At 47.1% G+C, this 26385-nt stretch carries 26 protein-coding genes; 13 read left to right on the plus strand and 13 right to left on the minus strand.

Going from position 1 to position 26385, the window contains the following annotated elements:
- The first annotated feature begins 126 nt into the window (after positions 1-126).
- From ABD031_RS07465 to ABD031_RS07475, 3 genes are read left to right on the plus strand one after another with little or no spacing between them, the layout of a single operon-like run.
- Positions 127-612, plus strand: coding sequence for a low molecular weight protein-tyrosine-phosphatase (locus ABD031_RS07465; RefSeq protein ID WP_343849941.1), 486 nt, complete (start codon positions 127-129; stop codon positions 610-612).
- Positions 605-1480 (plus strand): fructosamine kinase family protein, encoded by an 876-nt coding sequence (locus ABD031_RS07470; RefSeq protein WP_343849943.1) that lies wholly within the window; start codon positions 605-607, stop codon positions 1478-1480. The genes ABD031_RS07465 and ABD031_RS07470 overlap by 8 nt, the downstream gene beginning before the upstream one ends.
- Complete coding sequence (locus ABD031_RS07475) at positions 1477-1989, plus strand: GNAT family N-acetyltransferase (protein WP_343849945.1); 513 nt, start codon at positions 1477-1479, stop codon at positions 1987-1989. The genes ABD031_RS07470 and ABD031_RS07475 overlap by 4 nt, the downstream gene beginning before the upstream one ends.
- 27 nt (positions 1990-2016) lie before the next feature.
- On the opposite strand, the gene ABD031_RS07480 is transcribed toward ABD031_RS07475, so the two are convergent.
- On the minus strand, positions 2017-3120 hold the full coding sequence (locus ABD031_RS07480) for a Gfo/Idh/MocA family protein (protein ID WP_343849947.1): 1104 nt from the start codon (positions 3118-3120) through the stop codon (positions 2017-2019).
- A 74-nt stretch (positions 3121-3194) separates the two neighbouring features.
- On the minus strand, positions 3195-4463 hold the full coding sequence (locus tag ABD031_RS07485) for an aspartate kinase (protein WP_343849949.1): 1269 nt from the start codon (positions 4461-4463) through the stop codon (positions 3195-3197).
- Positions 4464-4519: 56 nt separating this feature from the next.
- On the opposite strand from ABD031_RS07485, the gene fbp reads away from it, so the two are divergent.
- Positions 4520-5566 carry a class 1 fructose-bisphosphatase gene (gene fbp, locus ABD031_RS07490; RefSeq protein ID WP_343849951.1) on the plus strand — a complete coding sequence of 349 codons (1047 nt, stop codon included), beginning with the start codon at positions 4520-4522 and terminating at the stop codon, positions 5564-5566.
- 62 nt (positions 5567-5628) lie between these two features.
- Positions 5629-6789 (plus strand): PQQ-dependent sugar dehydrogenase, encoded by a 1161-nt coding sequence (locus ABD031_RS07495; RefSeq protein ID WP_343849953.1) that lies wholly within the window; start codon positions 5629-5631, stop codon positions 6787-6789.
- Between the two features lie 476 nt (positions 6790-7265).
- Here the strand turns inward: ABD031_RS07495 and ABD031_RS07500 are convergent, their stop codons facing one another.
- The 3 genes from ABD031_RS07500 to ABD031_RS07510 all read right to left on the minus strand — a co-directional run bounded on the left by ABD031_RS07500 (position 7266) and on the right by ABD031_RS07510 (position 10561).
- The gene (locus ABD031_RS07500; protein WP_343849955.1) at positions 7266-8324 is read right to left on the minus strand and encodes an NAD(P)H-dependent glycerol-3-phosphate dehydrogenase; all 1059 of its coding nucleotides are present in this window, start codon (positions 8322-8324) and stop codon (positions 7266-7268) included.
- Positions 8302-9999 (minus strand): 1-acyl-sn-glycerol-3-phosphate acyltransferase, encoded by a 1698-nt coding sequence (locus ABD031_RS07505; protein ID WP_343849956.1) that lies wholly within the window; start codon positions 9997-9999, stop codon positions 8302-8304. The genes ABD031_RS07500 and ABD031_RS07505 overlap by 23 nt, the downstream gene beginning before the upstream one ends.
- An 82-nt stretch (positions 10000-10081) precedes the next feature.
- Positions 10082-10561: a DUF4199 domain-containing protein gene (locus ABD031_RS07510; RefSeq protein ID WP_343849958.1), complete on the minus strand. Its 480-nt coding sequence runs from the start codon at positions 10559-10561 to the stop codon at positions 10082-10084.
- A gap of 159 nt (positions 10562-10720) precedes the next feature.
- Between ABD031_RS07510 and ABD031_RS07515 the strand changes: the two genes are divergently transcribed.
- Complete coding sequence (locus ABD031_RS07515) at positions 10721-11695, plus strand: polyprenyl synthetase family protein (protein WP_343849960.1); 975 nt, start codon at positions 10721-10723, stop codon at positions 11693-11695.
- Between the two features lie 108 nt (positions 11696-11803).
- On the opposite strand, the gene ABD031_RS07520 is transcribed toward ABD031_RS07515, so the two are convergent.
- On the minus strand, positions 11804-12904 hold the full coding sequence (locus ABD031_RS07520; RefSeq protein ID WP_343849962.1) for a glycoside hydrolase family 43 protein: 1101 nt from the start codon (positions 12902-12904) through the stop codon (positions 11804-11806).
- 147 nt (positions 12905-13051) lie between these two features.
- On the opposite strand from ABD031_RS07520, the gene ABD031_RS07525 reads away from it, so the two are divergent.
- From ABD031_RS07525 to ABD031_RS07540, 4 genes are all read left to right on the plus strand, one after another.
- Entirely contained in the window at positions 13052-13975 is a 924-nt protein-coding gene (locus ABD031_RS07525) for an SGNH/GDSL hydrolase family protein (protein WP_343849964.1), read from the plus strand.
- A 119-nt stretch (positions 13976-14094) separates the two neighbouring features.
- Positions 14095-14346, plus strand: a complete 252-nt coding sequence (locus ABD031_RS07530) for a DUF6364 family protein (protein ID WP_343849966.1) — start codon at positions 14095-14097, stop codon at positions 14344-14346.
- Positions 14343-14747: a type II toxin-antitoxin system VapC family toxin gene (locus ABD031_RS07535; RefSeq protein ID WP_343849968.1), complete on the plus strand. Its 405-nt coding sequence runs from the start codon at positions 14343-14345 to the stop codon at positions 14745-14747. Before ABD031_RS07530 ends, ABD031_RS07535 begins: the two co-directional genes overlap by 4 nt.
- A 604-nt stretch (positions 14748-15351) precedes the next feature.
- Complete coding sequence (locus ABD031_RS07540) at positions 15352-16311, plus strand: hypothetical protein (protein WP_343849970.1); 960 nt, start codon at positions 15352-15354, stop codon at positions 16309-16311.
- On the opposite strand, the gene thrC is transcribed toward ABD031_RS07540, so the two are convergent.
- From thrC to thrA, 3 genes are read right to left on the minus strand one after another with little or no spacing between them, the layout of a single operon-like run.
- Entirely contained in the window at positions 16303-17601 is a 1299-nt protein-coding gene (thrC, locus tag ABD031_RS07545; RefSeq protein WP_343849972.1) for a threonine synthase, read from the minus strand. The two genes, ABD031_RS07540 and thrC, sit on opposite strands and share 9 nt — an antisense overlap.
- Before the next feature lie 3 nt (positions 17602-17604).
- Positions 17605-18540: a homoserine kinase gene (locus ABD031_RS07550; RefSeq protein WP_343849974.1), complete on the minus strand. Its 936-nt coding sequence runs from the start codon at positions 18538-18540 to the stop codon at positions 17605-17607.
- Positions 18540-20990, minus strand: a complete 2451-nt coding sequence (gene thrA / locus ABD031_RS07555) for a bifunctional aspartate kinase/homoserine dehydrogenase I (RefSeq protein WP_343849976.1) — start codon at positions 20988-20990, stop codon at positions 18540-18542. Before thrA ends, ABD031_RS07550 begins: the two co-directional genes overlap by 1 nt.
- Positions 20991-21597: 607 nt before the next feature.
- Here thrA and ABD031_RS07560 point away from each other — a divergent pair.
- Complete coding sequence (locus ABD031_RS07560) at positions 21598-22026, plus strand: META domain-containing protein (protein WP_343849978.1); 429 nt, start codon at positions 21598-21600, stop codon at positions 22024-22026.
- Here the strand turns inward: ABD031_RS07560 and ABD031_RS07565 are convergent, their stop codons facing one another.
- The 3 genes from ABD031_RS07565 to ABD031_RS07575 are packed head-to-tail and all read right to left on the minus strand — an operon-like array spanning position 22027 to position 23630.
- Positions 22027-22482, minus strand: coding sequence for a GreA/GreB family elongation factor (locus ABD031_RS07565; RefSeq protein WP_343849980.1), 456 nt, complete (start codon positions 22480-22482; stop codon positions 22027-22029). It abuts the gene before it with no gap.
- Positions 22483-22487: 5 nt separating this feature from the next.
- Positions 22488-22949, minus strand: a complete 462-nt coding sequence (locus ABD031_RS07570) for a nuclear transport factor 2 family protein (RefSeq protein ID WP_343849982.1) — start codon at positions 22947-22949, stop codon at positions 22488-22490.
- Between the two features lie 3 nt (positions 22950-22952).
- Entirely contained in the window at positions 22953-23630 is a 678-nt protein-coding gene (locus ABD031_RS07575; protein ID WP_343849984.1) for an SDR family NAD(P)-dependent oxidoreductase, read from the minus strand.
- Between the two features lie 247 nt (positions 23631-23877).
- On the opposite strand from ABD031_RS07575, the gene ABD031_RS07580 reads away from it, so the two are divergent.
- The gene (locus ABD031_RS07580; RefSeq protein ID WP_343849986.1) at positions 23878-24582 is read left to right on the plus strand and encodes a mechanosensitive ion channel family protein; all 705 of its coding nucleotides are present in this window, start codon (positions 23878-23880) and stop codon (positions 24580-24582) included.
- Complete coding sequence (locus ABD031_RS07585) at positions 24563-24901, plus strand: MGMT family protein (protein WP_343849988.1); 339 nt, start codon at positions 24563-24565, stop codon at positions 24899-24901. Before ABD031_RS07580 ends, ABD031_RS07585 begins: the two co-directional genes overlap by 20 nt.
- On the opposite strand, the gene ABD031_RS07590 is transcribed toward ABD031_RS07585, so the two are convergent.
- Entirely contained in the window at positions 24898-26343 is a 1446-nt protein-coding gene (locus ABD031_RS07590; protein WP_343849990.1) for a sodium:solute symporter, read from the minus strand. The two genes, ABD031_RS07585 and ABD031_RS07590, sit on opposite strands and share 4 nt — an antisense overlap.
- Between the last annotated feature and the right edge of the window lie 42 nt (positions 26344-26385).

Genomic DNA, 26385 nt, shown 5'->3' on the forward strand with positions numbered 1-26385 from the left:
AATCGCCAGCCAAAAAAAGTCGACAACTTTAGGATTTGGCCCGTGTAAAAACCCTGAAAAATATTTAAATTCAATGCTGTCCTGTTTTATCACCAATTCTAAAACAGCCCAAGTTTATCTTCACTCATGATTAAAGTACTATTTGTTTGTTTGGGCAATATTTGTCGTTCACCCCTTGCTGAGGCCATTTTCAATCATAAAATCCAGGCCTTGGGATTGTCACGCAAATTCAAATCAGACAGCGCCGGTACTTCTGACTATCACATCGGCGAGCTTCCTGACGAGCGATCTGTGCAATGTGCGAACCGAAAGGGGCTTAATATCTCGCACCGCGGCAGACAGGTAAATCGCACTGATTTTAGGGATTTTGATTACATCATCGCTATGGACGAGAGCAACCTGACCAACCTTCAAGCACTTTCGGCCAAGTATAACTATCCCAACAAAGAGATCTTCCTGATGCGTGATTTTGTCAATGGCTGTGAAGGGCTGTCTGTTCCCGACCCCTATTATGGCGGGGAGGAGGGATTTGATGAAATCTATCAGATTCTGGACACCTCTATCGAGAGCTTCCTGGCGAAAATCAAAGCCGTTCATCAGAACTATGCATGAGCAACACCAGATCTACGAACAAGTAATCACACAAACGCTCGGCCCGATAGCTCAGCTGAAATCCGCAAGCCTTGTCGCGGCCGGCAACCATAATCAGGGTGTCCGACTGGAAACCACAGCAGGCCCTTACTTCCTCAAACTCAACTTCGATCACGAAAGAAATATCTTGGTCAAAGAGGCTGATGGTCTCCAGATTCTCCGAAAATCCACTTTTCTTCGGGTTCCCCAGACATTTGGCCACGGAAGAATCGGCGACTATAACTACCTTCTCTCCGAATTTATCCCTTCCTCTCGGCAACAGTTGGATTATTGGGAAAATCTCGGCTTAGGACTGGCCCATCTGCACCTCAATGCCTCCCGGCAATTTGGACTGGCTGACGATAATTTCATCGCCTCCCTACATCAAAAAAATCATCAATCTGACAACTGGGCAGACTTTTTCATCGAGCAGCGGCTGGAGCCAATGGTGGGAAAAGCCTACTTTGACAGGTTGATTCCCTTGGATTTTCTGAAAAATCTCCAGTCAATCTACCCTAGAATCGAAGCAATATTCCCCAAAGAAAAGCCCGCATTGCTCCATGGCGACCTATGGTCTGGGAATGTGATCTGTGACGGTAACGGACAACCTTGCCTGATCGATCCTGCCGTCTACTACGGACATCGGGAGATGGATTTGGCGTTTTCTAGGCTATTTGGGGGGTTTGATGCAAGATTCTATGAGGCCTATGAGTCTATTGTCCCTTTAGAACCTGACTTCGAAAGCCGGATGGGCATCTACAATCTCTATCCGCTGCTCGTCCATCTCAACCTCTTTGGAACCTCTTACCTTCCCGGAATCGAAAAAATCGTCAAACGCTTTCAATCATGAATTTCCAGATCCGCCACTATCAGGAAAGTGATGCCCCAGCTATCCTAGAGATCATCAACGACTCCATCCTGAATACCTTTCACAACTACGACTACGAGCCCAAGAAACTAGAGGAAGTCACCGCGATGTTTGATTCGAAGATCATTGATGGCTTCCCAATCTTGGTAGCGGAGCAAAATGGGGAGATCTGCGGCTATGCGACCTTTGGAAAATTCCGGGCAAAACCCGGCTACAACTCCACGATTGAGCACTCGATCTACTTGACCGCGAAGGCCCAGAACCAAGGTCTGGGAGGAAAACTGATGCGGCAGATAATTTCTATCGCAAAGGAAAAAGGCTATCACGTAATGATTGCCGGCATGGATTCAGAGAACTTGGGCAGCTATCGCTTTCACGAAAGGCTGGGGTTCAAAGAAGTTGCCCGGTTCCCGGAGGTCGCTTTCAAACTTGGAAAGTGGCTGACGTTAGTCTTTATGCAGTTGACTTTGAATCCAGTAGAAAAACGCTAGGCAGGACAAATTAGCCAGTCCAGCGACTTAGCCCAGCATGACCTTTTCCCCCGTCTTCACCGCTTCGTAGATCGCGTCGATGATCACCAGGTCTTTGAGTCCTTCCTCTCCATCCACCGGAATCACGGGCTTTTTCCCATCCAGCATAATCGCCGCCATCTCATCCATCTGCACCGTCTGGTGCGTGACGTGTTCGCGCTCGATGGGACCATTTTTTGTCCAGGCCTTGATCGGTCCGTAGCCTGTGGAAGGCTGCATCTCCGCAAAGCCTTTGGTACCATTCAGGAAAAACTTATCCAGGTTATTCAGCGCATAGGTAGAGAGGCAGGAAGCCATCGCACCGGAGGGAAAGCCCATCTGAAAGGTGATCGTCTCATCCACGCCCTCTTTGAACTTAACCGGGTCGGTCTTGGACTCCTGTGCCGTCACCCAGATCGGCTCCTCGCCCAGCATGTATCGCGTCCCATTGACCGAATAGATCCCGATATCCATCATGGATCCACCTCCGGCCAACTCCCGATTGAGTCGCCACTGCGTAGGATCTCCGATGATGAAGCCGCTCAGACCTTGGAAAAACAGAGTTTCCCCCAACTCACCTGCCCGCTGCATGCGAACCACTTCCAGCGTCTTTGGCTCAAAGTGCATGCGATAGCCAACCAACAGGTGGACACCGGCTTTCTTGCAGGCTGCAACCATCTCCCGGCCTTCGGCGGCATTGAGCGCCATGGGCTTTTCGCTGATCACGTGCTTGCCGGCAGCGGCGATGCGTAGGCAATGTGGTTTGTGAAGGGAATTGGGCGTGGTCATGTACACCACGTCGATATCCGGATTGTCTTTGATCTGGTCAAAGGTCTCGTAGTTGTAGCAGTTTTTGGCAGGGATGCCATATTTACTTTGCCAGTCGGTGATTTTGGATGGTGTCCCGCTGACCACGCCGACGAGCTTAGCTCTTTTACAATCCTTCATGGCCTCGGCCACGCGGGTTCCGTAGCTTCCCAGTCCCATGATGGCGACCCGGAGTATTTTATCTTCTTTTTCTGTTTGCATCGCTGAAAGTGTGTTTGTATAAGGCAGGCTCAACGCCAAAGTGGAGATTCCCGCTTTCTGGAGAAAAATTCTTCTGGTAGTCATCGGTAGATAGGTTTTGGGTTTGTTTGCTGAATTTATAAAAATCTCCGAAGGTATTTCAATTAGTAGCGTTTGGATCAGACCTTTCTCCGTACCACCTGAAATGTATTTCTCGACGCTTGCTCCAAAAGCACTTCATACCCGTCCAAAAACTTTGGTATTTCCGCTGCTTTTGGATGCAAAATCGTCAGGAGTTCCAGCTCCTCATTGTATCGGATTTCGAAATCAGACTTTAGCTTTTCGAGTAATTGCTCCAACTTAAAAAGCTGTGCGTCGATCACAATCGAAATACTGATAGCAGAAAGCTGAAGCATATTTACCCGGAGCTTTAGCGCTTGAAGCTGCTCGTAAACCCGATGAATGTGCATCTCCTCGACGAACGTAAAATCTGTGACTTTGAAGCTGACAAGGATTTGATCTTTTTTCAGCACAATTGTAGAAACTTCGTGAGCCGAGACATTTTCATGTATTTTTGTCCCAGAAGCTTCAGGGTCTAGAAACGATTTGACAAAAAGTGGGATTCCAGCATTTGCCAGCGGCTTAATGGTTTTCGGATGGATGACCGAAGCGCCGAAGTAGGTCATCTCCGCAGCCTCTCGATAGCCAAGTTCGTCAAACTTCCGGGTGTTGAGGAAAAGCTTGGGATCGGCATTCAGCACACCTGGAACATCTTTCCAGATAGTGACTGAGCCGGCATCCAGACTTGTCGCAAGGATGGCGGCAGTGAAGTCCGAACCTTCGCGTCCTAGCGTCGTCGGTCTTCCTTTGGGGTCCGAGCCGATAAATCCCTGGGTCAGGATGGGGAAATTCTCCAGGATTGGTTTCCAAATGGCCTGACATGATCTTTTGGTTTTCTCCCAGTCAATCCTTGCAAAGCGAAAGTCAGAATTGGTATGGATCACCTCGCGGGCATCCTGCCAGAGTACGATCGATCCTTGGGAGCAGAGGTATTCCGCCACAATTCGGGAAGAAATCAACTCCCCAAAACCGACAATGGCATCGTAAAACTCGTCGTAGTTTTCCCGGTTCAGCTCTTGCTCCAGCTTATTGTTGAGCTGGGTGAAGAGGTTCTCGAGCTGCGCAAACACAGCATGTCCCGCGGGGAACAGCTCCGTGCAAATCCTCCTGTGATACGCTTTCAAAATTGAACTATTCTCAGAAAAATCTTCTTTTTTTAGCTTTTTTGAAAGAATATCCTCCAATCCATTGGTGGTTTTTCCCATGGCTGAAACCACGATAATCATCCGTTTTCGCAATCGATTACGGAGAATTTTAGCCAAGTTTTTGACTGCATCGCTATCTTTTACAGAAGCACCACCAAATTTGTAAACCAAAGTTTTTGCCATCCCGATTTATTCTTAATTTACAGGCCACCAACTTTAATAATTGTACTTTTCTCAGAATGAAAACATCCCCTTACAGACCAGACCAGAGCAATCTCGCTTATTCCGTAGGAGTGACGCTCGACCGATTCATCAAACTCAAGCAAAGCGACTTCCCATTTGCCTCAGGAGAACTATCCCAATTGCTGCGTGATATTGCCTTGGCAGCGAAGATAGTCAATCGCGAAACCAACCGTGCCGGACTTTCGAACATCGGCGGAGCCTTTGGCCAAACCAATGTCCAAGGCGAAGAGCAGCAAAAGCTCGACGTGATCGCCAACATCCGATTTATGCGTGCACTCAGCAAGGGCGGCGAAGTCTGTGCCATCGTATCCGAAGAGGAGGACGAAGTGATCGATCTGCAAAACAATTCCGGAAAATATGTGGTCGCTATCGACCCGCTGGATGGAAGTTCGAACATTGACGTGAATATCAGCATCGGGACGATCTTCTCCATCTATAGAAGAAAGACTCCAGTTGGTAGTCCCGTCACTACTGCCGACATCATGCAGCCTGGAAATCAGCAGGTTGCGGCTGGATATGTCCTGTATGGCTCATCGACGATGCTGGTTTACACAACCGGCTTCGGCACCAACGGCTTCACCTATGAGTCGAGCTTGGGGGAATTTTTCCTGTCTCACCCCAATATGCAGGCTCCAGAAAACGGTGCAATGTATTCCATCAACGAGGGCTTGGAATACGAATGGCCCGCCGGCGTCCAGTCCTATGTCAAAAGCTGTAAAGAACGTAAGTTCCAGTCCCGGTACATTGGCAGCTTGGTAGCAGATTTCCATAGAAACCTGCTCAAAGGAGGCATTTACCTCTATCCAGCCACTCTGAAAAATCCATCGGGGAAACTCCGATTGCTCTATGAAGCCAATGCACTTGCCTTTATCATCGAGCAAGCAGGAGGAAAAGCAAGTGACGGAAGTCGCCGAATCATGGATATCCAGCCGGAAAGCCTGCACCAAAGAACGCCGCTCCTGATTGGCTCAGTTGAGCTAGTCGAAGACGCAGAGGAAATGATCAGAAATGCAGAATCCGAAATCACCGGAATCAACCACTAAACAAGATTTATTCTGAAATCAGATCTTTCAGCGTAACTTACAGGCTGAAAAACCTATGTATTATGTTCTCAAACAAAACTTATTTACCGCTTGCTCTTTTAGCGCTGGCAGTTTCTCTTTGGACTTCATGCGCACCGAAAGAATCGGCTTCAGAATCCGCTGACACCGCTTTCGCCATCCAAACTGAAAAAATGCAGATCCAAGCGGACACGCTTTACAGTGAGTTTGAAAACCCGTGGGGATTTACCTGGCTGGCTGACGGCAGGATGCTGGTCACCGAGCGAAAAGGAGAAATCCTGATCTTCAAAGACGACAAATTTACAGGAGAGAAAATCGAAGGTCTCCCTCCGGTACACGCCGTGAATCAGGCGGGCTTGCTGGATATCGCGGCTCACCCAAAGAATGGGGAAAACGGCTGGATCTACATTGCCTATGCGAAACATTTCGAGGATAGCACCGGAGCTACGACCATCATGCGGTTTAAGCTGGATGGCAACACCGCAGTCGAACAACAAGACCTGATCACCGCTGGACCTTCTTGGAAAGGAGGTCGTCACTTCGGAAGCAGGATCGTCTTTGACAACGAAGGTTACTTATACTTCTCTAACGGCGACAAAGGTGATACGCCGATGAACGCACAGAATCTTACCAATGCACATGGCAAAATCCACCGGATAAACGACGACGGCACAATCCCTTCTGACAATCCTTTTGTGGATTCCACCGATGCAGTGAAGTCGATCTGGAGCTATGGAAACAGAAATCCGCAAGGTCTATACTTTGACAAAGCCAACAACGTCCTTTGGGAAACTGAGCACGGCCCGAGAGGCGGCGACGAATTGAACATCATCGAAAAAGGAAAAAACTATGGCTGGCCGGTGATCACCTATGGTATCAATTACAACGGCACCATCTTGGCTGAATCGGCTGAAAAAGTAGGAATGGAGCAACCTATCCACTACTGGGTGCCTTCAATTGCCACCTGTGGGGTTATGGTCGTGACGTCCGACAAGTATCCAGGCTGGAAAGGCAACATCCTAGTAGGAGCGCTTGCAAAGCAGCATATTGCTCGCGTGGTGTTGAAAGACAACAAGCACATCGCTGAAGAAAAATTGCTTCCAGGTATTGGTCGGGTACGGCAGATTGCCGAAAGTCCAGATGGTTACATCTACGCGATCACCGAAGGAACGGGACTCTTGGTGAAGATTATCCCCGTCAAATAAAAAATTCATTCAAAAAAAGACCTCTCCGAAAACCGAGAGGTCTTTTTTTTGAAGTCAGAGTTCCTGCTTCTCCAGAAACTCGACTTAGCCGATTCATTAAGTCTCATTTGAGAAACTCTAATTCACCTTGTTTACTCGCCAGCTCGATAAAGTGATTGATGTTTTTTGGCAAGCTTCTACCATTACTTTTTGATCAATTTAAATACCCCTTAGCCCGCTATTAAAAGGTCGATTCGCTGGGAAAGTCCCTCAAACACTTTCGGCTTAAGCTCAAAAAGCGATCTGCAGGAGAAAGCGTCAGAATTTCTGTTTTCGGATTCTATTACTTTCCGCGTTGGTAAAAAATCGTATATCCATAGCTTGAAGTTAATCTGTCAACTCTGATTTTTCTCCAAAAAACCTAAACCGAAAACCAGGCAATTCAATTGCTCTGAATGGCAGATCCCATGAGGCCATCGCCCGCAAATCGAGTTCTTTTACACAAAATCCACATCCACGCTAAACGGGTATTTCATCAAAAACTGGAGTGCCTCAGCTATCGAAAGATCCTCAAACAGTACGCGGTGTAAGTTTTCAGTGATCGGTGCACGGATGCCGGCGGTTTTCAAAAAGGCATCTACGATTCTTACCGTATTAATCCCCTCAGCCACTTCATCCATCGTATCCAGGATCTGCTGAAGAGACTCCCCTCTTGCCAAGCGAAATCCTACGGTGAAGTTTCTGGAATCCACCGAATTACATGTCGTCACCAAGTCACCGACTCCGGCCAATCCCATCACGGACTGGACACTTCCTCCCAATGCTTTGCTCAGGTGAACCATCTCTACCATGCCTCGGGATATCAAGAGCCCCTTGGCATTTTCTCCTAAACCCAAACCCGCCAAAGCACCAGAAGCGATGGCGATGATGTTTTTCAGCACCCCGCTGAGCTCTACTCCGATGATATCAGAATTACCATATACCTGGAATCGCTCAGAGCGAAGCAATCGCTGACCTTCTAGGATCACTTCGTTGTACTTGCTGGCAATTACCGTCGCTGCGGGATGACCGAGGATCAGCTCTTTGGAAATATTCGGCCCGGCAAGGCAGCCGACCCTGACCGCCACAGTCTCCTGCAGGATCACCTCACTCATGGTCAATAACTGGTTTCGCTTCAGTTTTTGAACGGTCTCCAGCGTTTCTCCCATTCCCAGGTTAAGCGCAAGCCCCTTGGTGCCGTGGATGATCATGTGATAGGGATAGAGATGCGGTGCAAAATTTCTGACCACTTCCAAAAACCCTGAGGAAGGGATCATAAAAAACAAGATATCACAGAGACGGCAAACTTCGCTTGGGTCTATCGTCGCACGAATGGTCGCCTTCAATTCCCTTCCCGCCACCGTATGAGCCCTGTTAATTTCAGCTACCACTTCCTCCTTTCGCGCAAAAACGACCACTTCGTTTTTCTCCGCAAGCATATTTGCAATCGCAGTACCAAAACTCCCGACACCGACTACGCCGATTTTCTTGGTCTTAGAAGAGTTTTTCAAGGCCATATCCGTGCAGTCTGTTGTGATAAAAATAAAGTAAACTCATATCCTCCGTTGCAATATTCCCTACTTTGTCTTTGACGATCGGTCTCTTGGCGTGGTACATACCCACATTGTCGATCCCGTGAGCGATGATCTCTTCCATCGTCCGCTTTAGATGGGGTGCTGCATCGATTTTCCCTTGGGCTTTCATCTCAAAAATCCTATCCAAAACCAGCTGACAGGATTCTTTAAACTCAGAATAGAAGATCGAAATATCCTCCACAGGCAAGCGGATCAAGTCGAAAATATCCAGCTTATCATTCTTTTTTCGAATAAGCTCAAACGCCACAAAGGACACCAAATGGGAGCTAAAAACCCGATTGATGATATGAAATTCCTCTACGATCCGCTTACCCAGCATATTGGTATATTCGTCTTCCCGCTGCTGATCGACAGTCACTTTCCCATCAGAAATAAAGTAATCCCGGGTGTCGATCTTCCTGCCGCGCTTATCCAAACTGTGTCCATCCGCGTCGACATAATTGCCCAGTACGTCCATCGCCCGACCTACCGAAACCGAAATGTCCGATCCCTTGGTAAAGAACTTGAACAGGAATTTGGAGATCTTATAGGAGTTAGAAAATTCATCGTTCTCCTTGTAATAGCGTTCTTGGCCGGTAATACTTAGATGTTCCTGAATTAAGATCGGCGCTTCGAGCACGAAATGATAGTTGATCGTCACCGGGACAATAAAAACCTTGCCTGAAACGTCATTTAGCCCATTTTGAAAATTCGCCCGCTGTGCTTCGATGGCAGTACTCAAAAGTCCCAATTTCAGTCTGGATTCGATCATTCCACTTCTGGACCGCGTGCCACCCGGGAAAAACAAACTATGACATCCAAACTGAATCGCTTCCTTAGAATAGGTCTTGAGCGTCTCCAAGTACATCAGGTTCTTTTTCCGCCGGTCAACTTTGTATGCGCCAAGCGCATTCATGAAGTAGGCAAAAATGGAAATATTGAAGAGGTTCAGCCCTGCGCCGTAGATAAACGGCGGCATACCCAATACAGAAATAATCCATCCAATCAGGACACTGTCGAGATTGGAAAAGTGGGTCGGAACCATGACAATAGTGCCCTTGGTCGCCAAATCCCGGATTTGATCGGTCTGCCCGGTAATCTGGATTTTATCCTGAAGGGTGTATTGGTTGCTAAAGATAGATTTGATGCCCTTCACCCTGGCGGCATTGAGCAGTCGAGCAAACCCGTATGTTACCATACGTCTGGTAAACTTGTAGTGTGAGGCCTTGAAGTTAGACGCTATTTCTTCTGCATAGCGCGACGTGATCCGATGAATTACTTCTTGGTAGGCCTTGAACCGTTGGTTTTTGTCAATGGAACTATCGGTGTTGATTTGTAGCAAAGATGATTTCACCTCGTCCCAAAACGAATTTTCATCCTTTGGATCTACCGCCCAAGGGTTTTGCTTGATCCGAAGTTTCTCCCGGTAAAGAGTGGTTTCAAGCTCCTCTTTCAGGATGTCCGGATTTTTACCCGTCAGCCCCAAAACCCTCGCTTCAGCAAGATCAGCTACTCTTTTCACAAACTCTCTGCGCTCGCGGGCCAATTTCACCACTGGCCACTCATTCTTGCTGGGGATGATCGGGTCGTAGCGGTGCTTGATGTATTTCTCTTCCACTGCGGAATACAGGTTTTTAAAAAGGATTCAAAGATAGAAAAAATGCCCTTTCCAACGGAAAATCATTAGGCAGAGCGCAGAATCAAGATTTTGATTTTAGGAAAGCCGCCACCACCGCCGACGTGATCAAACCCATCACTGCGGCAAAGACAGTGCCCTGGATGATATAGTTTTTGAGGTTAAAATATTCCTCGGCAGCGACCTGCTCCATAGCCCCGCTGGAAACAGAATAAGCAATCACATTATTGAAGAATTCAGGCGTGATGAACGTACTGGTAATGTACTGACTTAATGGTGTCAAAATCACGACGATCAAGGTGATAATCAATCCCGCGACGAATCCCTGCATATAGCTCATCCTTCCGTGGTAGAAGTTTCGCTTCTTATCAATCAACCCAAAAACATAAATAGCGATGGCTATCGGGGCAAAAAACATCGAGTAGGTTGCATGCTGGTCGATGTGTACATCGTGCCAACCCATGGTCTTTTCGAACACCATCCAAATCAGTCCTATCAGGATAAATAGAACTCCCCATTTAATTTCAATTTTGATGTTTTTCATAATGCTAGACGTGTATTTAGGTTCGATAAATCTGCAATCCATACAAAATACATAAAAAGCACTAAAACGATCAGCCAATTGACCTGTTTGATTCCGCCTCTATCATAGAATCATTTGCCCATGAGCTAAAGGGTATTATTTTTACGCCAGCATTCCCTGATGAAACTAGACCTAAAACAAATTCAAGTCCCCATTGAGGCCGAGATGGCTGTCTTCGAGCATAAGTTCAGGGACTTTATGAAAAGCAAGGTCAAGCTCCTCGACCACATCACCAACTACATCGTCAAGCGCAAAGGCAAGCAGATGCGCCCGATGTTTGTTTTTTTGACAGCTGGAGTATGCGGTGAAATCAATGAATCTACCCATCGAGGTGCGGCTTTGATCGAGTTGCTACACACCGCTACGCTCGTGCATGATGATGTCGTGGATGACGCCAACTACCGTCGGGGATTTTTCTCGGTCAATGCCCTTTGGAAAAACAAGATCGCCGTCTTGGTAGGTGACTACCTTCTCTCCCGCGGCTTGCTATTGAGCGTGGACAACGGCGACTTTGATCTGCTTCGCATCGTATCCAACGCTGTCAAGGAAATGTCCGAGGGTGAGCTGCTGCAAAGCTATAAAGCCCGCAAATTGGACGTGGACGAAGAAGTTTATTATGATATCATCCGGAAAAAGACCGCCAGTCTGATTGCTTCTTGCTGCTCAGTTGGAGCCTCGAGTGTCAACAGCGAGGTGGATCGGATTGAAAAAATGCGCCTTTTTGGTGAAAAGGTCGGGATGGCCTTTCAGATCAAAGACGACCTGTTTGACTTCGGTGACGACGAGATCGGCAAACCCGTCGGCATCGATATCAAGGAGAAAAAGATGACACTTCCACTCATCTATGCCCTTCGCAATACTGACTGGCTCACCAAGAAAAAGATCATTTATCTTATCAGAAATCGCTCGGAGGACAAAAAGGCGGTCAACGAAGTGATTGATTTTGTAAAAAAGAGTGGCGGTCTCGACTACGCCAAAGAAAAAATGAACGGTTTCTATCAGGAAGCCTTGGACATTTTAAATGAATTCCCAGAATCAATCTACCGGACATCACTCAGTGATCTGGTCAGCTATACGATCGAGCGAAAAAAATAAGCCTGTCCCAAACTCGAACAGGCTTTTCCCTTTGACTTCCCGACTTTTTGGACTTCCTCAATCCCGCAAATCCCTTCGGAAGCGAGCTCGTAGGTGAACCCTTACGGATTATTTTCTCATCGCATCCACCGTCTGAATCGTCCCATCGGGATTGTGTGTCAGCTCGGCCATCTTGATATTTCGCAGCGGCGTATCACCAGAAAGTTGCGTGTCGTGATAGAACAAGTACCATTTCCCTTCAAACTCCACAATCGAATGGTGGTTGGTCCAGCCTTCCACCGGATTCAGCACATTGCCTCGATAGGTAAATGGGCCATAGGGATTGTCACCTGTGGCATAAGCTATGAAGTGCGTATCACCCGTAGAATAGGACAGGTAATACGTGTCGCCAAGTTTGTGCATCCATGCGGCTTCAAAAAATCTCCGCTTGTTGTCCCCCGCTTTGATCGGATTTCCTGACTCATCCAGGATTTGGATTTCTTTCGGCTTTTCGGAAAGAGATTTCATATCCCCGCCCAGCTTGGAGATGTATGGAATCAAGGCTGGCTCTTCCGCTTCGGGCAGCCCGGTTAATTGGCCGTCGCGACCAGGTACCAGCTTTTGATCCTCATACCACTGCAACTGTCCACCCCAGATGCCACCCCAAATCAGGAAATAATCGGAACCTTCCTGAAAGACCGCCGGATCCATGCTGAATGTCCCGGAGATGGGTTGAGGTTCGGCCCTAAAGGGCCCACTCGGCTTGTCTGAAGACGCCACACCAATCTTGAAAATACCCTCTTTATCCTTTGCCGGAAAATAGAGGTAATATTTTCCGTCTTTCTCAGCCGCATCCGGCGCCCAAAGCTGACGGCTCGCCCAGGGGATATCCTCCAGCGCCAGCGCCACCCCATGGTCGGTGACAGGACCACCGGACTTTTCCATTGAAAAGACATGGTAGTCCTTCATGTCAAAGTGGGAGCCCATGTCATCCTGAGCCACATCAGTTTGGATGTCGTGGGAGGGATAGATGTAGATTTTGCCCTCAAATACATGGGCTGAGGGATCAGCAGTGAAAAGATCGGTCACCAAGGGCTGGTGATGGTACTTGGCGGCAAGGCTGTCTTCAGTAGGTTTTTCGATCGCTTCCTCCTGTTTCGGAGCTGAGCATGCCAACGCCCCAAAGATCAACAGCCCGCAGTACAGGCCTCTGTCAATTGAGTTGTTCATAAGATAATAGGTAGAGTTAGATTAGGTTTAATGGATAAATTAAGAAAGAATTGAGCACATTTCTTCAATCACCAAAATTATCTCCTGATCTTGATAAAGCTCTCAAAAGCGACTTGGAGTACTCTTCAAATAACATCCGTTTCTACCATGCTTAAAAGACTACTCATTTTTCTGCTTGCAGCCGCTATTCATCTTCCATGCGCCGCCCAGGAATATTCCATCCCGGACGGGACAAAGCGCATCGTTTTTATCGGCAACAGCATTACCTATTCAGGCCAATTCGTCAACTACGTCGACACCTATCTGACACTGCGCTACCCAGACAGAGGCTACGAAATCATCAACCTTGGCCTGCCCAGCGAGACAGTCTCAGGTCTCTCCGAACCCAATCACGCGGATGGCAAATTCCCACGGCCAGATCTCCGGGAGCGGCTGCAGCGGGTTTTGGCACAGGTGAAACCAGATTTGGTCATTGCCAACTACGGCATGAATGACGGAATCTATCTCCCATTCCATGACGAGCGATTTGAGGCATTCCAAGTCGGCATGAATTGGATGCATCAGGCAGTTGAAAACTCCGGCGCGGGCATCATTCATGTTACCCCTCCGCTCTTTGATGAGAGGAAGGGAGCTGCCTATTCCAATGTGCTGGATATCTATTCGGACTGGCTGATCAGTCGCCGCTATACGGAAGTCTGGAAAGTCATCGACCTCCATTGGCCGATGAGAAAATCTCTGGAAGATCGGCGAGCGGCTGACCCTGATTTTGTTTTTGCGAAAGATGGGGTTCACCCCGATGCTGGAGGGCATTTCCTGATGGCCAAAGTAATTCTTGTGGGCTTGGGGGAAAGCGAAGCGGGAAAAGCCGAATCGGTTGAGGCCTTACTTGCTCCATTTCCAAACGGGATGCAGATTCTTTCACTCATCGAGCAGCGTCAGGAAATCCTGAAAAACGCCTGGCTGACCCAGACAGGCCATCTGAGACCGGGGTTGAAAGAGGGTTTGTCGCTTCAGGACGCTGAGGAAAAAGTTGCTGAAATCAATCAGGAGATTGAAAAACTCCTGGATTAGAAATGATGCGCAAGCCGAATAAGCTCTTGATTTAGAAGCCCCACGAAGAAATCTGACCATGATACGTATGAAAAATAAAAACACACGTATATTAGAAGGAACCCCCTTCTTACAGCACCATGAAAACTAAACTTACCCTTACCATTGATCGAAACACGATCGAAAAAGCCAAGGTCATTGCACGTCAAAAGGGAAGTAGTCTTTCCGAATTGATAGAGAAACACCTCAACGAAGAAATCAGCTCAGACAGCAATAATGATCTTAAAATACCTGAGGAATTTCGCGATCTATTTGGTTCAGTCAATTTTCCAGTTGATCTGAATGAAAAGAAAGAGATTCGAAACATCCTTTCTGAAAAACACAAGCAATGACCCCCTACTTTTTGGACACGAATATACTCCTCGATTTCTTGGGAAATCGGGAAGGATTTGGACCATTTGCACTCCGGATTTTTGAAAAGGGGCTGAAAAACAAATGGAAACTCTGGACGTCGGATAACTCGATACTGACGGCTTACTACATTTTAAGCAAAGAAATTGGCGAAGAAAAAGCCAGACAGAAAATCGCAAAACTGCTCAACTTCTTAGATGATCAACCTGTACAAAAATCCGATATTCAGGCCGCATTAAGCTCCCAATTCAAAGATTTGGAAGACGGAGTTCAGCACTTTTGCGCATTGAACATCGCTGGTTTAGCTGGGATTATTACCCGCAACAAAAAAGATTTTCAACCCAGTCAGATTCCGGTTTTTGAACCTTGGGATATTCTTTAGACAGAGTTTTTCTGCCGGATTCCAACGACAGAATCTCATTCGGGTATTTGTTTTCCAAATTCGATCACATCAATTGATACTTTCATCCCTTCGACAACAATACCCGTATTTAGCCGAGATTTGAAGAAAGCGGTGGAAAGGGAGCTTCTAAAAGCAGAAGGAGAAGGGAATCAGATGAGGTATCTTTACGAAAAGAACAGTCAATGATTATAGTAAAAACAAGAAAATTCCTGCGAGAAAGTATACTTGCAACACTTTTAGCCGGCATACTATCAATCTCAGTTGTCGCAACCATCAACACCTTCAATATTCATATAAATCAGTTCACTGCTTTAATATTGACCTTCCTAGGTCCAGTATTTATAATGCATGGAATCTATTATTTCGAAAACAAACGAGCAAGAAATTTATTGGAAAGAATACTTCAAGACATGTTATTCATTTTTATTTTATTCTTGCTTTCTTACTTATCATTAAGCATCACAACTCAATTCTATAGAATAGGAAGCTCGTTAAACCTGCTATCTAACATATTTTTTTCAACCATAGTTTCGGAACTGATCTTTACTTTGACTATAGCTTTACCTTTGAAGATAAAAGGACGATGAAAAATCAAATCAAAATTCTTTCAATCCTTTTTCTTCTCGCTTATAATGCGGCATTGTTTAGCATTTACCAGAAAACTCCCAGTTCGAATTCCGAGAGATATAAAATTCTCAACGATTCGACAGATCTGGCGCTAGAAGATTTCATGAGAACCTATGAAGTCTGGTCTAACTCTTCGGCTAGTATTAGAACCCAAATTACGCTAATCAACGAAAATGACTCACTTTTTGCTCGAGCCTATATTGACCGTCACAATTCATGGCTGAAAAAAGATCACAACATCGACGGCACGCTATTTACTCATGAGCTATATCATGCCCGATTAGCGAAAGCAGTCGCGAAAGAGTTAAGTGAAAAAATCAATTTCTATGGCTACTCTAGAGAAAAAGCTCTCTCCAAACTCTCCTTATATCAAGAGAAGCTAAATTATTTGCAAGCCAAATATGACTCGGAATCAAACCATAGCCGAAACCGAACCATGCAGAATTATTGGGAATACAAAATTGATTCCCTATATAATAATGGCGCTCACTATCAAGTATTTGACGGAGTATCTGCTTTTTTTCCTACTGAACCCAGAAACCACACTATTATCACTTTAGACGATACTATTTCAGGAAAAAAGAATATAAGAAACGATTTAGAATTCCACATCTGGAACCTCAAAAGGGTTAAAATAGACTCTGCTGAAAGATTCAACTACTTCGTTTACATTATCTCATGGGAAGATTTAAAAGATATATTCGTAAACATTGAATCACCTAGCTCAAACTTGATTATGAGTGGTTACTCGAAAAATTCCATCAATTCAAAAAATGTTTTTGACAGACTATTTTTTAGTAAAGACAGCAATTATTACTTCGCAAGATACTCCTTCCCTTTGCACGACTTAAAAGATAGCACCTACTTAAAAATTGGTGATCAATTTTTCAATTCGATAAAGTTTGATTCAAAATAACCATTCCAAAAACCCCTTAAACTCCTCAAATCCTTTCCCCATCGAAATCACTTTCTTTTCACCTTCGAGGAATGCTGCCAATCTCTCTGGCAAGACCAACTTTTCGCCCAAAGCCTCTTCTACCACATCCCGGAATTTTCCCGGATGGGCAGTTTCCAGAAACACGCCCACACAATCGGAGTTTTCCGACATAAAATCCTTCAAGCCCAAGTAGCCGACAGCCCCGTGCGGATCCATCGTATAGCCTTTGGGCTGGACTGCCTGGATGGCCTGCACAGTCTCTTCGTCAGAATAGAAATAGCCTTTGACTTTCTCTCGGAACAGCTTTTCATCATTTCCATAGAGAGAAAGTAACCTCGGAAAATTGCTCGGATTGCCCACGTCCATACTGTTGGAAACCGTCTGAATCGAAGGCTTGGCAGAAAAAGCCTCACCACTCAGGTAATCCGGAACGACCTTGTTGACGTTGGTGGCTGCGACGAAACTGTCGATCGGCAAGCCCATCTGTTGCGCCAAAATCCCAGCACCGATATTGCCGAAATTCCCGCTCGGCACGGCAAAAACAACTTTTTTACCAGCTTTTGGCAAACGGGAATATGCATAGAAATAATACAGGCACTGGGGAATCCATCGGGCAATGTTGATGGAATTGGCGGAAGTCAGCAGTAGTTTTTCATTCAGTTCGGGATCGAGAAACGCCTGCTTTACCAGTGTCTGACAGTCGTCGAAAACGCCCTCCACTTCCAAGGCTGTGATATTTTGGCCGAGGGTGGTGAATTGCTTTTCCTGCAGCAGGCTGACTTTTCCTTTCGGAAAAAGGATGATCACTTCGACACCTTCCACACCCAAAAACCCATTGGCAACTGCACTTCCGGTATCGCCGGAAGTCGCCACCAGCACTCGCACAGTCTTGTCGCTTTTCGCCTGCAACATGCTCATCAGCTTAGAGCAAAATCTCGCTCCAAAGTCCTTGAAAGCTAAAGTCGGCCCGTGAAAAAGCTCCAAGCTGTACACATCCTCTTCCACTTTCACCAGCGGTGCATCAAAGATCAGCGTATGATCCACGAGCTCTTTGATCTGGCTTTGGCTCAAGTCTTCAGAAAAAAGTGCGCCGATCACTTCATAGCCGATCTCCTGAAAGCTTTTCTGAGAAAAACTCTCGATCGACTCCTGTGATAAAACCGGAATCCGCTCCGGCATATACAGGCCGTTGTCGGGAGCAAGCCCCTTGATGACAGCCTGGGAAAGGGAAACTTTGTGGTCGGGGTTATTGGTGCTGAAGTACTGCATAACTTATTTTTCTTCAAGAATATAGGCTCCGCGCGTGTTGATCGCAGAATGATAGGAATCGACTCCGAGTCCGATGGAGTCATAGACTTGCTGGGCGGCATTGATGATGGCTTGGGATTTTTCCTCACCTTTTGAAAGCGTAAACATCGTAGGGCCGGAACCTGAGATTCCCATCCCAAGCGCGCCCGCACCTTTCACGGCTTCTTTTGTTTCGTAAAATCCAGGGATCAAAGTCGCGCGATAAGGTTCGGCGATCACATCTCTCAGCGAGCGGCCGATCAGTTCGAAGTCCTCCTGAAACAGGCCTGTAACCAATCCAGCCACATTGCCAGACTGGATGGTTGAATGCTTCAGGGACACATTGTCTCTCAAAACCGAACGGGAATCAGAAGTCTTCAACTCAAAATGCGGATGCAAAAGCGTGCAATGCAAGCCATGCGGCACATGCAATTTGATCACGTCCAGCGGATGATAGTCCCTGATCAGGACAAACCCTCCAAGCAAACTCGGAGCGACATTGTCTGCGTGGCCCGCACCACAGGCCACTTTTTCGGCAGCCATCGCAAAGGGGAGCAGATTTTTCTTTTCGAAAGGTTCACCGAGCAAGCGATTCGCAGCTACCAAAGCAGCAACGGCACTGGCAGCGCTGGACCCCATCCCGGAACCTAGCGGAAGCCCTTTTTTAAGGTAGATTTCCATCCCGACCTGGCTATCCATTTCGTCAAGCATTGCTTGAATGGCAACAGCACAGGTATTTTTCTCTACCTCGTAGGGAAGTCGTCCTTCGTCTCCTTCGATGGAAACCACCACGAGTCCGGGTTCGTCTTTAAGCCGAACCTCCACCTCATCGCCCATCGCGTCGATGGCGAAGCCAAGGATGTCAAATCCACAGGATACGTTGGCGACGGTAGCGGGTGCAAATGCCTTGACGGACTTCATTATTCCCGAGTATAGTTACCGATTCGGATGACGTCCGCAAATACGCCTGCGGCGGTCACGTCTGCTCCAGCACCCGGGCCTCGAATAATCATCGGACGGTCATGGTAGCGGTCGGTCGTCAGCAAGATCATATTGTCAGAGCCTTTTAAGCTAGAGAAAGGATGCGAATCCGGCAGAGACTTCAAGCCCACTTTCGCTTTTCCATCTTCCAACGTCGCCATAAAGCGTAACTTTTCTCCCTTTGCATCTGCTTCTTTTAGCAGCTTGGCAAAGTCTGCATCATGTCCTTGGAGTTTATCAAAAAACTCCGAGACCGTCGCTGCATCCTGGCAATCGGCCGGAACCATGCTCTGAATCGTGATATCGTCAAACTCCAACACTTGCTCCGCTTCGCGGCCGAGGATGAGGATCTTTCTCGCCACGTCCATACCAGATAAGTCGTCTCTTGGGTCGGGTTCGGTGTAGCCTTTTTCCTTCGCAATTTTCACGACTTCGGAGAATGGCGCGCCGTTTTCCAGCTCTGCGAAAATAAAGTTCATTGAGCCGCTCAATACCGCTTCGATTCGAATCACTTTGTCTCCGGAAAGCATCAGATCCTGAAGCGTGTTGATCACCGGAAGACCAGCAGCCACGTTGGTTTCGTAGAGGAATTTTACCCCGCGACGTTTGGCAATCTTTTTCAGCGCACGATACTGTTCCATCGAGCTGGAGTTAGCTTTTTTGTTTGGAGTCACGATCGCGACTTTGGCCTCCAACACTCTGGAATAAGCATCAGCGACTTCCTGACTGGCGGTACAGTCCACAAAGACCGAGTTGGAGAAGTTCATTTCTTCCATCTTTTGGACGAATTTCTCCAGATCTGTGGGCTGATCTGTTTCACTCAATTGGTGTGGATTTTTCAGGTCAAATCCATCCTCATGGAAAGCCATGTATCGGCTGTTGGCCAAGCCGTGAATCTGCACATCGAGCTCGTTGTCTTTGAGCAGTTTATTTTGCTGCGCAGCAATCATCTTCATCAACGCCTGACCGATGAGGCCGGTACCGACGAGAAAGACGTGCAACACTTTGTTTTCTGAAAGAAAAAATGCCTCGTGGAGTGCGTTCAGCGCCTTTTGCAAATCAACTTGGGGGATCACTGCTGAGATATTCAGCTCGGAACTTCCCTGCGCAATAGCCGCAACGTTGACGTTATTTCTACCTAAAGCCCGGAACATACGACCCGAAGCACCTGGGTTCTGCTTCATGTTTTCCCCCACCACAGCTATCGTGGCAAGACCCTGGAGCAAAGAAACCTGATCCATTTCTCCGGATTTGATTTCGTAGTAAAACTCCTTTTCGATCGCCTCTTTGGCTAGGTAAGACTCGTGGGTTTTGATTGCGAGACAAATGCTGTGCTCTGATGAAGCCTGAGAAATCAGGACGATATTGACTTTGGCCTCGGCCAAAGCTTTAAAAACTCGGCTCACAGTCGCGCCTCCCTCCATCAATCCAGCACCTTGCACGGTCACGATGGATATATTGGACATGGAACTGATACCCTTGATCAGGGCACCGTGGCTGACCTCGCCGTTGATGAGCGTTCCCGGATTTTCCGGTTGAAATGTATTTTTGATATAGATCGGGATGCTCTTTTTCATCGCCGGCTGCATCGTAGCCGGGAAGATCACCTTGGCACCAAAGTGCGAAAGCTCCATAGCCTCATTGTAGCTCAGCTGAGGTATGGTGAAAGCGGTGTAAACCAATTTCGGATCTGAGGTCAAGACTCCAGACACGTCGGTCCAGATTTCCAGGTCTTGAGCTTCAAGGGCACCCGCAAAGATGGCGGCAGTATAGTCAGAGCCGGATCTGCCTAGGGTCGTGGTTTCCCCTTTCGAAGTCGAGGCGATGAAACCGGTGATGACTTTCACCCCGTCATTCTTGGAAAAGTAGTCCTTAATTTGGGCATTGGTAATCTCGTAATCCACTCTGGCCTGACCAAAACGGTCGTTGGTGCGGATCAGGTCTCGGGCATCCACAAATTGCGTCTTGATGCCTTTGCCCGCCAAAGACTCCGCCAAGATAAATGCCGACAGTCGCTCGCCGAAGCTAGCGACATAGTCCAGTGTCCGGGCCGAGTTTTCTTTGATCAGGAAAATCCCATGAAACAGGTCTTCGAGCTCTTTGAATCTCACCTTGACATAGGTCATCACCGAAGAATGATTCTGTACTGAGATCAGCTGCCGGACGATATCCAGGTGCTTTTCCTCCAAAGTCTGGAGCAAATCCCGGTAGGCTTGGTCACCTTCACGCGCGAGTCGCGCAATGGTCAGGAGGCTTTCCGTGACTCCGCCAAAAGCCGAAAAAACAACGGCTATTTCGTGCTGCTTGAGTTTGTCTTGAAGGATGTCAAACACCTTGCGGATATTCTCGGGGTTCGCTACGGATGAACCTCCAAACTTGATGATTTTCATATGCTTATAATTTGTTTTTTAAGTCCATACCTGACTTGCCGTCAGGCAGGTGGAATCTCGCATGGCGTCTGTTGTGAGACGTTTTTCGCACTGCTGGATTTCGTATGCTTGTAAATTGCTTATTGACGGCCATAGAGAATCTTGCTTCAACGCTGTTCGTACCTCTGCTGATGGCTTGCGTTACACTCGATTTCATAAAAGACCTAGGAATAAATTCTGGAAACTTAAAACGGGCCTTAGACAGGCCTCAGGGGCGGACACTCATGACAATAACGGGTCACCCCGTAATCATGGTAGTCATGCCGGTTGTCGTGGTATAAAAAACAGCAGCGCACGTGCCTGCCTCAGGTCGTGTTTGATCGAATAAAAATCGGTTTGCTGCAAGTACCATGTGCGGATAGTTGACGTGGCAAGGTTACAGCGAAAAAACGGTTTAGCCAAACAAAACCATGGACTTTGTCGATTTTGGTAGAATTTATTCATTGTTCACGGAAAAAATTTAACCTTTTGACAATGCGTCTCACGCATTGGTGCTTTTTTTATAAAACTGCAAATACTCGGATTTCGAGCTATTTGGTTAACTTCAAAATACTCAAAACACAACGATATGAAACAATTTCAAGGTATTTTGATCGGACTACTGATCCTCTCGATAAGCGGATGCAGCAGCACAGGGAAGCTAAACCCACTGAACGCACTCATGGGGAAAAGCTGGGTACTTTCCTCGCTCTCCGGAGAAGGTCCTGACCTCAGCCAATTTGCGGCAGGACTGCCGACGTTAAGCTTTCTGGAAGGCGGGAGACTTGCAGGATTTGCCGGATGCAACAATTTTTCAGGCGAGTTTGCTCTGGAAGGTGGTCCTGGAGCGATCAGACTAGACCCTGGTGCAATGACTCGCAAAGCCTGCCCTGGCGATGGAGAAAACGAGTTCCTCGCTGCTTTTGAAAAAGCCAAGAATTTCAAAGTAGATAAAGAAAAGCTCAGCCTGCTGGACGGAACGACCGAGCTCATGAGCTTTTCCCCGACAAAAGACTGATTAAAACAGTTCTTCGATCAGGATCGTTTTCCCGCGAAAATTCACTTGATCGTTCTTTTTCTTTCCAATCAAGAGCTCTCCCAAAGGTGAGTTTTTGCTCAACAAAAACACTTTGGTATCCTCGACTTTGACCGCACCGATACTTACGGCAACTAGGAACCAATCGGCTCCGAGCTTGACCAATGCTCCTTCCTGAACACTGGCCGGCATTTCTTTGATCGTGTGTAATCGGTAGAGTTCTTCGAGATCGTTTTTCCCCTGCTTGATCTGCCCCTCGATGGTATTGAGATCTTGGGTCATGGTCTCCCTACCGGTCTCATATTTATCGCCGGCGCTGCTTTTTTCGTCTTCCAGAATGCTCTCGATGATGTTTTTGCGCTCAGTTGAGAGGAGTGCTTCCTTTTCTTTTAATTGGGTGATTGCAGTCTGATAGACTTTAGCTTTTAATTCATTCATAAAATTTACTCTTCACAGGGTTCTTTTCTTCGTGTGTCGATGATGTACACGATCTTCCATCCTTCGGACATCTTCACCAGCTGAAAGGAGTTGACCCCGCAATGGCTGAAATTTCCGTTTACATAGAATCTGTACGGAGTCCAGGCCGTGGCCATGGCTCCGTCGACATTGATTTGGTAGTCCGAAATGCGCTCGTCGAGCTGGGTTTCGGCGGGTGTTGAACCGATTCGTTTTACAAAATCACTGACCGAATTGGTACCAACTGTATTGCCTTCCGGCTTGGCAATGATGGTCTGCATGATTGCGTCTGCCGCAAAAGCCGCCGCAACCTGCTCGGCATTCTTAGCTCTCATGCCATCAAAAAGGCTTTGGATGACCGCCTTGACCTCTTTTTCATCCGTTTGGGAAAAAGCTGAAAAGCAGACCAAAAAGCTCAAAATTCCGCATATTAAGATTCTTTTGTTCATAACTTAAGCACCTCCATAGAGTTTAAAGGTCATATTTCGTAGTGCGGGTGTATTGACTGCGAAGTGCATTGCATCGGCGATCTCGACGGGATTGACCCACTTCGAAAAATCGGCCTCAGGCATGCTTTCGCGGTTGGATTCTGTATCGATGATGCTCGGCACAAAAACATGCGTGCGAATATCCGTTCCTTTTAACTCCTCTGCCAGAATATCCGACAGAGAAATCACCATTTTTTTACTCAAGGCATAAGCAACCGATGCTGTAGCATCCTTCAGCTGCAGGGCCGGTCTGGCTCCCACAAACAAAAACGTGCCTCTCTGTTGTTTTTTCATCAAAGGAAGAAAGCCTTGTGTCATCTGAAAAGCGCTCAAAAAATTCAGTTGAAACATCTTTGTCAACTCAGCCTGGGTGGTTTCCTCCAGATTTCCCATGGCAAATCCCCCAACCAGCATCGCTATGGCATCGAGCTCGCCATATTGCATCTGATATTCTTTGACAAAATCAGACACGCCCTGTTCGCTGGTCACATCGACTTCGTAGCTGTCATCTGCTTCCTCCACTTCTTCCTCATGGCCAGGTCTCAACAGCGCGATCACATGGTAACCTTCACGCTTAAACTTCTCCACCACCGCACTCCCCAAGGCTCCGGCAGCACCGGTCACAATAATATTTCTACTCATCTGTCCGTCTATTCAGTCCTATATTTGCTAAAATTAGCGTTTATTTTTCGATTGAATTATGAATCACGTCAAAAGCAGCATCCAGGACAAGGAGAACATCCGTCGAAGAAACTTCGCTATCAAGCTTATTATATTTTTCGGTCTTGAATTTTTGTACGAAGGGAGTGATTTATTAACTCCATTCTTAGATGATTATCCATTATTAACTCACGTCATTCGTGCGCTCATTTTTTTGACAAGCTCCAACTTGATAATTTCCCTTGGAGGATTCGTGACCCGCAGGATATACCTGCGCAAGCGCGACGATTACAAAGTACAGCCGAACTTCATCCTCGGGGTTGACCGGATTGCGGGAATCCTCAACAGCATCGCCCTGTTGATCAGCTTGATGCTGGCCTTCGGGATCCGACCGCTGGAGTTTCTCACCAGTATCACGATCGTGGCTGCGGCTATCGCTTTACTTACCAAGGACTACATCACCAACATTGTCAACGGGCTGATTATGATGTTTTCTGACCAACTCGAGATCGGCGACAAGATCCAAGTCGGCAGACACACTGGCTTTATCCGGGACATTACCTTGATCAATCTGGTCTTAAAAAATGACTCCGGCGAAATCATCCTGATCCCCAACAACATGGCGCTGACAACCGATGTGGTCAACTTTTCCAAAAACAATACCCATCAGGTGATCTTTGATGTCGAGATGTCCGCCACGAACGAAATTCACCTGGTTCCCTTGGAGGAAAAACTGGTCGCTATATTGCAGAAATCCAAGGACACGGTCTTCCCGGAAGGGGCGCAGCTGAACGTGTTGGAGCGAAAAGCCGAAACAGTGCTGGTTCGGTTTCAGTTCCCGATCAAAACCGGGGAAAAAGCAGCGGAAATCTCCCTTAAAAAAGAAATCAACCAAGCCCTGATCGACTGGACTCATGAGCAACGAAAAGCCTAATTACTTCGACCTTGTCTATCAGGTAGTGCGCGAAATCCCAAAGGGCAGGGTTACCAGCTATGGCACTATCGCAAACTACCTTGGACTAAAAAGCGGCGCACGGATGGTCGGATACGCCATGAATGCCGCACATACGATGTCGGATGTACCTGCTCAGCGTGTTGTCAATCGGCAGGGATTGCTGACGGGAAAAGCGCATTTTGAAACCCCGACCAAGATGCAGGAGCTGCTGGAAGCAGACGGCGTAAAAGTCGAAAATGATCGGGTTTTGGACTTCGAAAAAGTCTTTTGGGATCCGGAAAAGGAGCTGGACCTTTAGTCTTTTTTGCGAAGCAAATACAAGCCAAGGAACATCAGCAGCCCATTTAAAATCAGAGCTTCGAAACCGAATTTATAGCCCCAGAGCAATTGCTCTGAATTGGAAGCTATCACAAAAGTTACGATCGGGGCCGCAATGGCAACGTAAGGTACGATCCGGTCTTTTACTCTCCACGTCGTGAAAAGCCCAAAGGAATAGAGCCCCAACAGCGGCCCATAGGTGTAGCCCGCGATGATGAACACTGAGTTGATGACGCTTTGATCATTGAGCCAATGGAAAGAAAGTATCAGTAGGAACATCAGGGCTGTGAACGCCAAATGCACTTTTTTACGCAAAGCCACTCTTTCTTCCGGGGCATAATTGCGCTCAATCTGGAGAAAATCAAAACAAAAGGAGGTGGTCAAAGCAGTCAACGTCGAATCCGCGCTGGAGTATGCTGCAGCGGTTATTCCCAAGACAAATACAATCCCGGCGAAAGCAGAAAAGTGCTCAGTTGCCAGCAGAGGAAACAGCTGATCGGTCTTATCCGGAAGAGAAATCCCCTTGGTCTCCGCATACAGGTAAAGCATGACACCGAGTGAAAGGAAGAGCAAATTGACGATCACCAAGATAATGGTAAACCAAAACATGTTTTTCTGGGCCTCTCCGATGTTTTTGCAAGTCAGGTTTTTTTGCATCATGTCCTGATCCAACCCGGTCATCACGATGGTAATGAAGGCGCCTGAGATAAATTGCTTAAAAAAGTTAGTTCCCGCCTTCCAATCCCAATTGAAGATCTCCGCCCGACTATCCTCTGCGACAGACGAAATGTAATCGCCGAGGCTTTTCAGCCCAAGCTCACTACCGATAAACAAAATGGTAACCACGACCGCCAACAGCATAAAAGCGGTTTGCAGCGTATCAGTCCAGACGACCGTCTTGATTCCTCCTCGAAAAGTATAGAGCCAAATCAAGGCTACGGTGATCAACACCGACACCCAAAATGGAATGCCCAAGTCATCAAAAAGGATCAATTGTAAGACACTTGCGACTAGGTATAGCCTCAGCGAAGAACCCAGCGCCCGAGATAGAATGAAGAAGAAAGCTCCAGTTTTATAAGACCAAAAGCCGAAGCGATCCTCCAGATAGGAATAGATCGAAATCAGATTCAAGCGATAGTAAAGCGGCAGGAGCACTTTTGCAATCGTAAAGTAGCCAACCGTGTAGCCCAAAACCACCTGGAAATAATAGAAGTTGGTATTGCCTACTTCTCCAGGAACAGAGATAAAAGTCACGCCAGACAGCGAGGCACCGATCATCCCAAAAGCCACCAAGAACCAAGGCGATTGGCGGTCACCGGTAAAGAAGGTATCGGCGGTCACGTGCCGTGAGGTGTACCAGGAAATCAAAAAAAGGAGAAGAAAATAGGCCGAAATGACCAGTAAGACTACTTGGGGATTCATAAACAGGATCGAGTGGGTCGCTAAGTTGTCTAATATTCTTAA

The organism is Algoriphagus jejuensis (genome assembly GCF_039523455.1).
GTDB classification, from domain to species: domain Bacteria; phylum Bacteroidota; class Bacteroidia; order Cytophagales; family Cyclobacteriaceae; genus Algoriphagus; species Algoriphagus jejuensis.

Bases quoted from the DNA above. Each gene is read 5' to 3' on its own strand.
- ABD031_RS07465 (WP_343849941.1), top strand. From the start codon at position 127: ATGATTAAAGTACTATTTGTTTGTTTGGGCAATATTTGTCGTTCACCC.
- ABD031_RS07470 (WP_343849943.1), top strand. From the start codon at position 605: ATGCATGAGCAACACCAGATCTACGAACAAGTAATCACACAAACGCTC.
- ABD031_RS07475 (WP_343849945.1), top strand. From the start codon at position 1,477: ATGAATTTCCAGATCCGCCACTATCAGGAAAGTGATGCCCCAGCTATC.
- ABD031_RS07480 (WP_343849947.1), bottom strand. From the start codon at position 3,120: ATGACTACCAGAAGAATTTTTCTCCAGAAAGCGGGAATCTCCACTTTG.
- ABD031_RS07485 (WP_343849949.1), bottom strand. From the start codon at position 4,463: ATGGCAAAAACTTTGGTTTACAAATTTGGTGGTGCTTCTGTAAAAGAT.
- fbp (WP_343849951.1), top strand. From the start codon at position 4,520: ATGAAAACATCCCCTTACAGACCAGACCAGAGCAATCTCGCTTATTCC.
- ABD031_RS07495 (WP_343849953.1), top strand. From the start codon at position 5,629: ATGTTCTCAAACAAAACTTATTTACCGCTTGCTCTTTTAGCGCTGGCA.
- ABD031_RS07500 (WP_343849955.1), bottom strand. From the start codon at position 8,324: ATGGCCTTGAAAAACTCTTCTAAGACCAAGAAAATCGGCGTAGTCGGT.
- ABD031_RS07510 (WP_343849958.1), bottom strand. From the start codon at position 10,561: ATGAAAAACATCAAAATTGAAATTAAATGGGGAGTTCTATTTATCCTG.
- ABD031_RS07515 (WP_343849960.1), top strand. From the start codon at position 10,721: ATGAAACTAGACCTAAAACAAATTCAAGTCCCCATTGAGGCCGAGATG.
- ABD031_RS07520 (WP_343849962.1), bottom strand. From the start codon at position 12,904: ATGAACAACTCAATTGACAGAGGCCTGTACTGCGGGCTGTTGATCTTT.
- ABD031_RS07525 (WP_343849964.1), top strand. From the start codon at position 13,052: ATGCTTAAAAGACTACTCATTTTTCTGCTTGCAGCCGCTATTCATCTT.
- ABD031_RS07530 (WP_343849966.1), top strand. From the start codon at position 14,095: ATGAAAACTAAACTTACCCTTACCATTGATCGAAACACGATCGAAAAA.
- ABD031_RS07535 (WP_343849968.1), top strand. From the start codon at position 14,343: ATGACCCCCTACTTTTTGGACACGAATATACTCCTCGATTTCTTGGGA.
- ABD031_RS07540 (WP_343849970.1), top strand. From the start codon at position 15,352: ATGAAAAATCAAATCAAAATTCTTTCAATCCTTTTTCTTCTCGCTTAT.
- thrC (WP_343849972.1), bottom strand. From the start codon at position 17,601: ATGCAGTACTTCAGCACCAATAACCCCGACCACAAAGTTTCCCTTTCC.
- ABD031_RS07550 (WP_343849974.1), bottom strand. From the start codon at position 18,540: ATGAAGTCCGTCAAGGCATTTGCACCCGCTACCGTCGCCAACGTATCC.
- thrA (WP_343849976.1), bottom strand. From the start codon at position 20,990: ATGAAAATCATCAAGTTTGGAGGTTCATCCGTAGCGAACCCCGAGAAT.
- ABD031_RS07560 (WP_343849978.1), top strand. From the start codon at position 21,598: ATGAAACAATTTCAAGGTATTTTGATCGGACTACTGATCCTCTCGATA.
- ABD031_RS07565 (WP_343849980.1), bottom strand. From the start codon at position 22,482: ATGAATGAATTAAAAGCTAAAGTCTATCAGACTGCAATCACCCAATTA.
- ABD031_RS07570 (WP_343849982.1), bottom strand. From the start codon at position 22,949: ATGAACAAAAGAATCTTAATATGCGGAATTTTGAGCTTTTTGGTCTGC.
- ABD031_RS07575 (WP_343849984.1), bottom strand. From the start codon at position 23,630: ATGAGTAGAAATATTATTGTGACCGGTGCTGCCGGAGCCTTGGGGAGT.
- ABD031_RS07585 (WP_343849988.1), top strand. From the start codon at position 24,563: ATGAGCAACGAAAAGCCTAATTACTTCGACCTTGTCTATCAGGTAGTG.
- ABD031_RS07590 (WP_343849990.1), bottom strand. From the start codon at position 26,343: ATGAATCCCCAAGTAGTCTTACTGGTCATTTCGGCCTATTTTCTTCTC.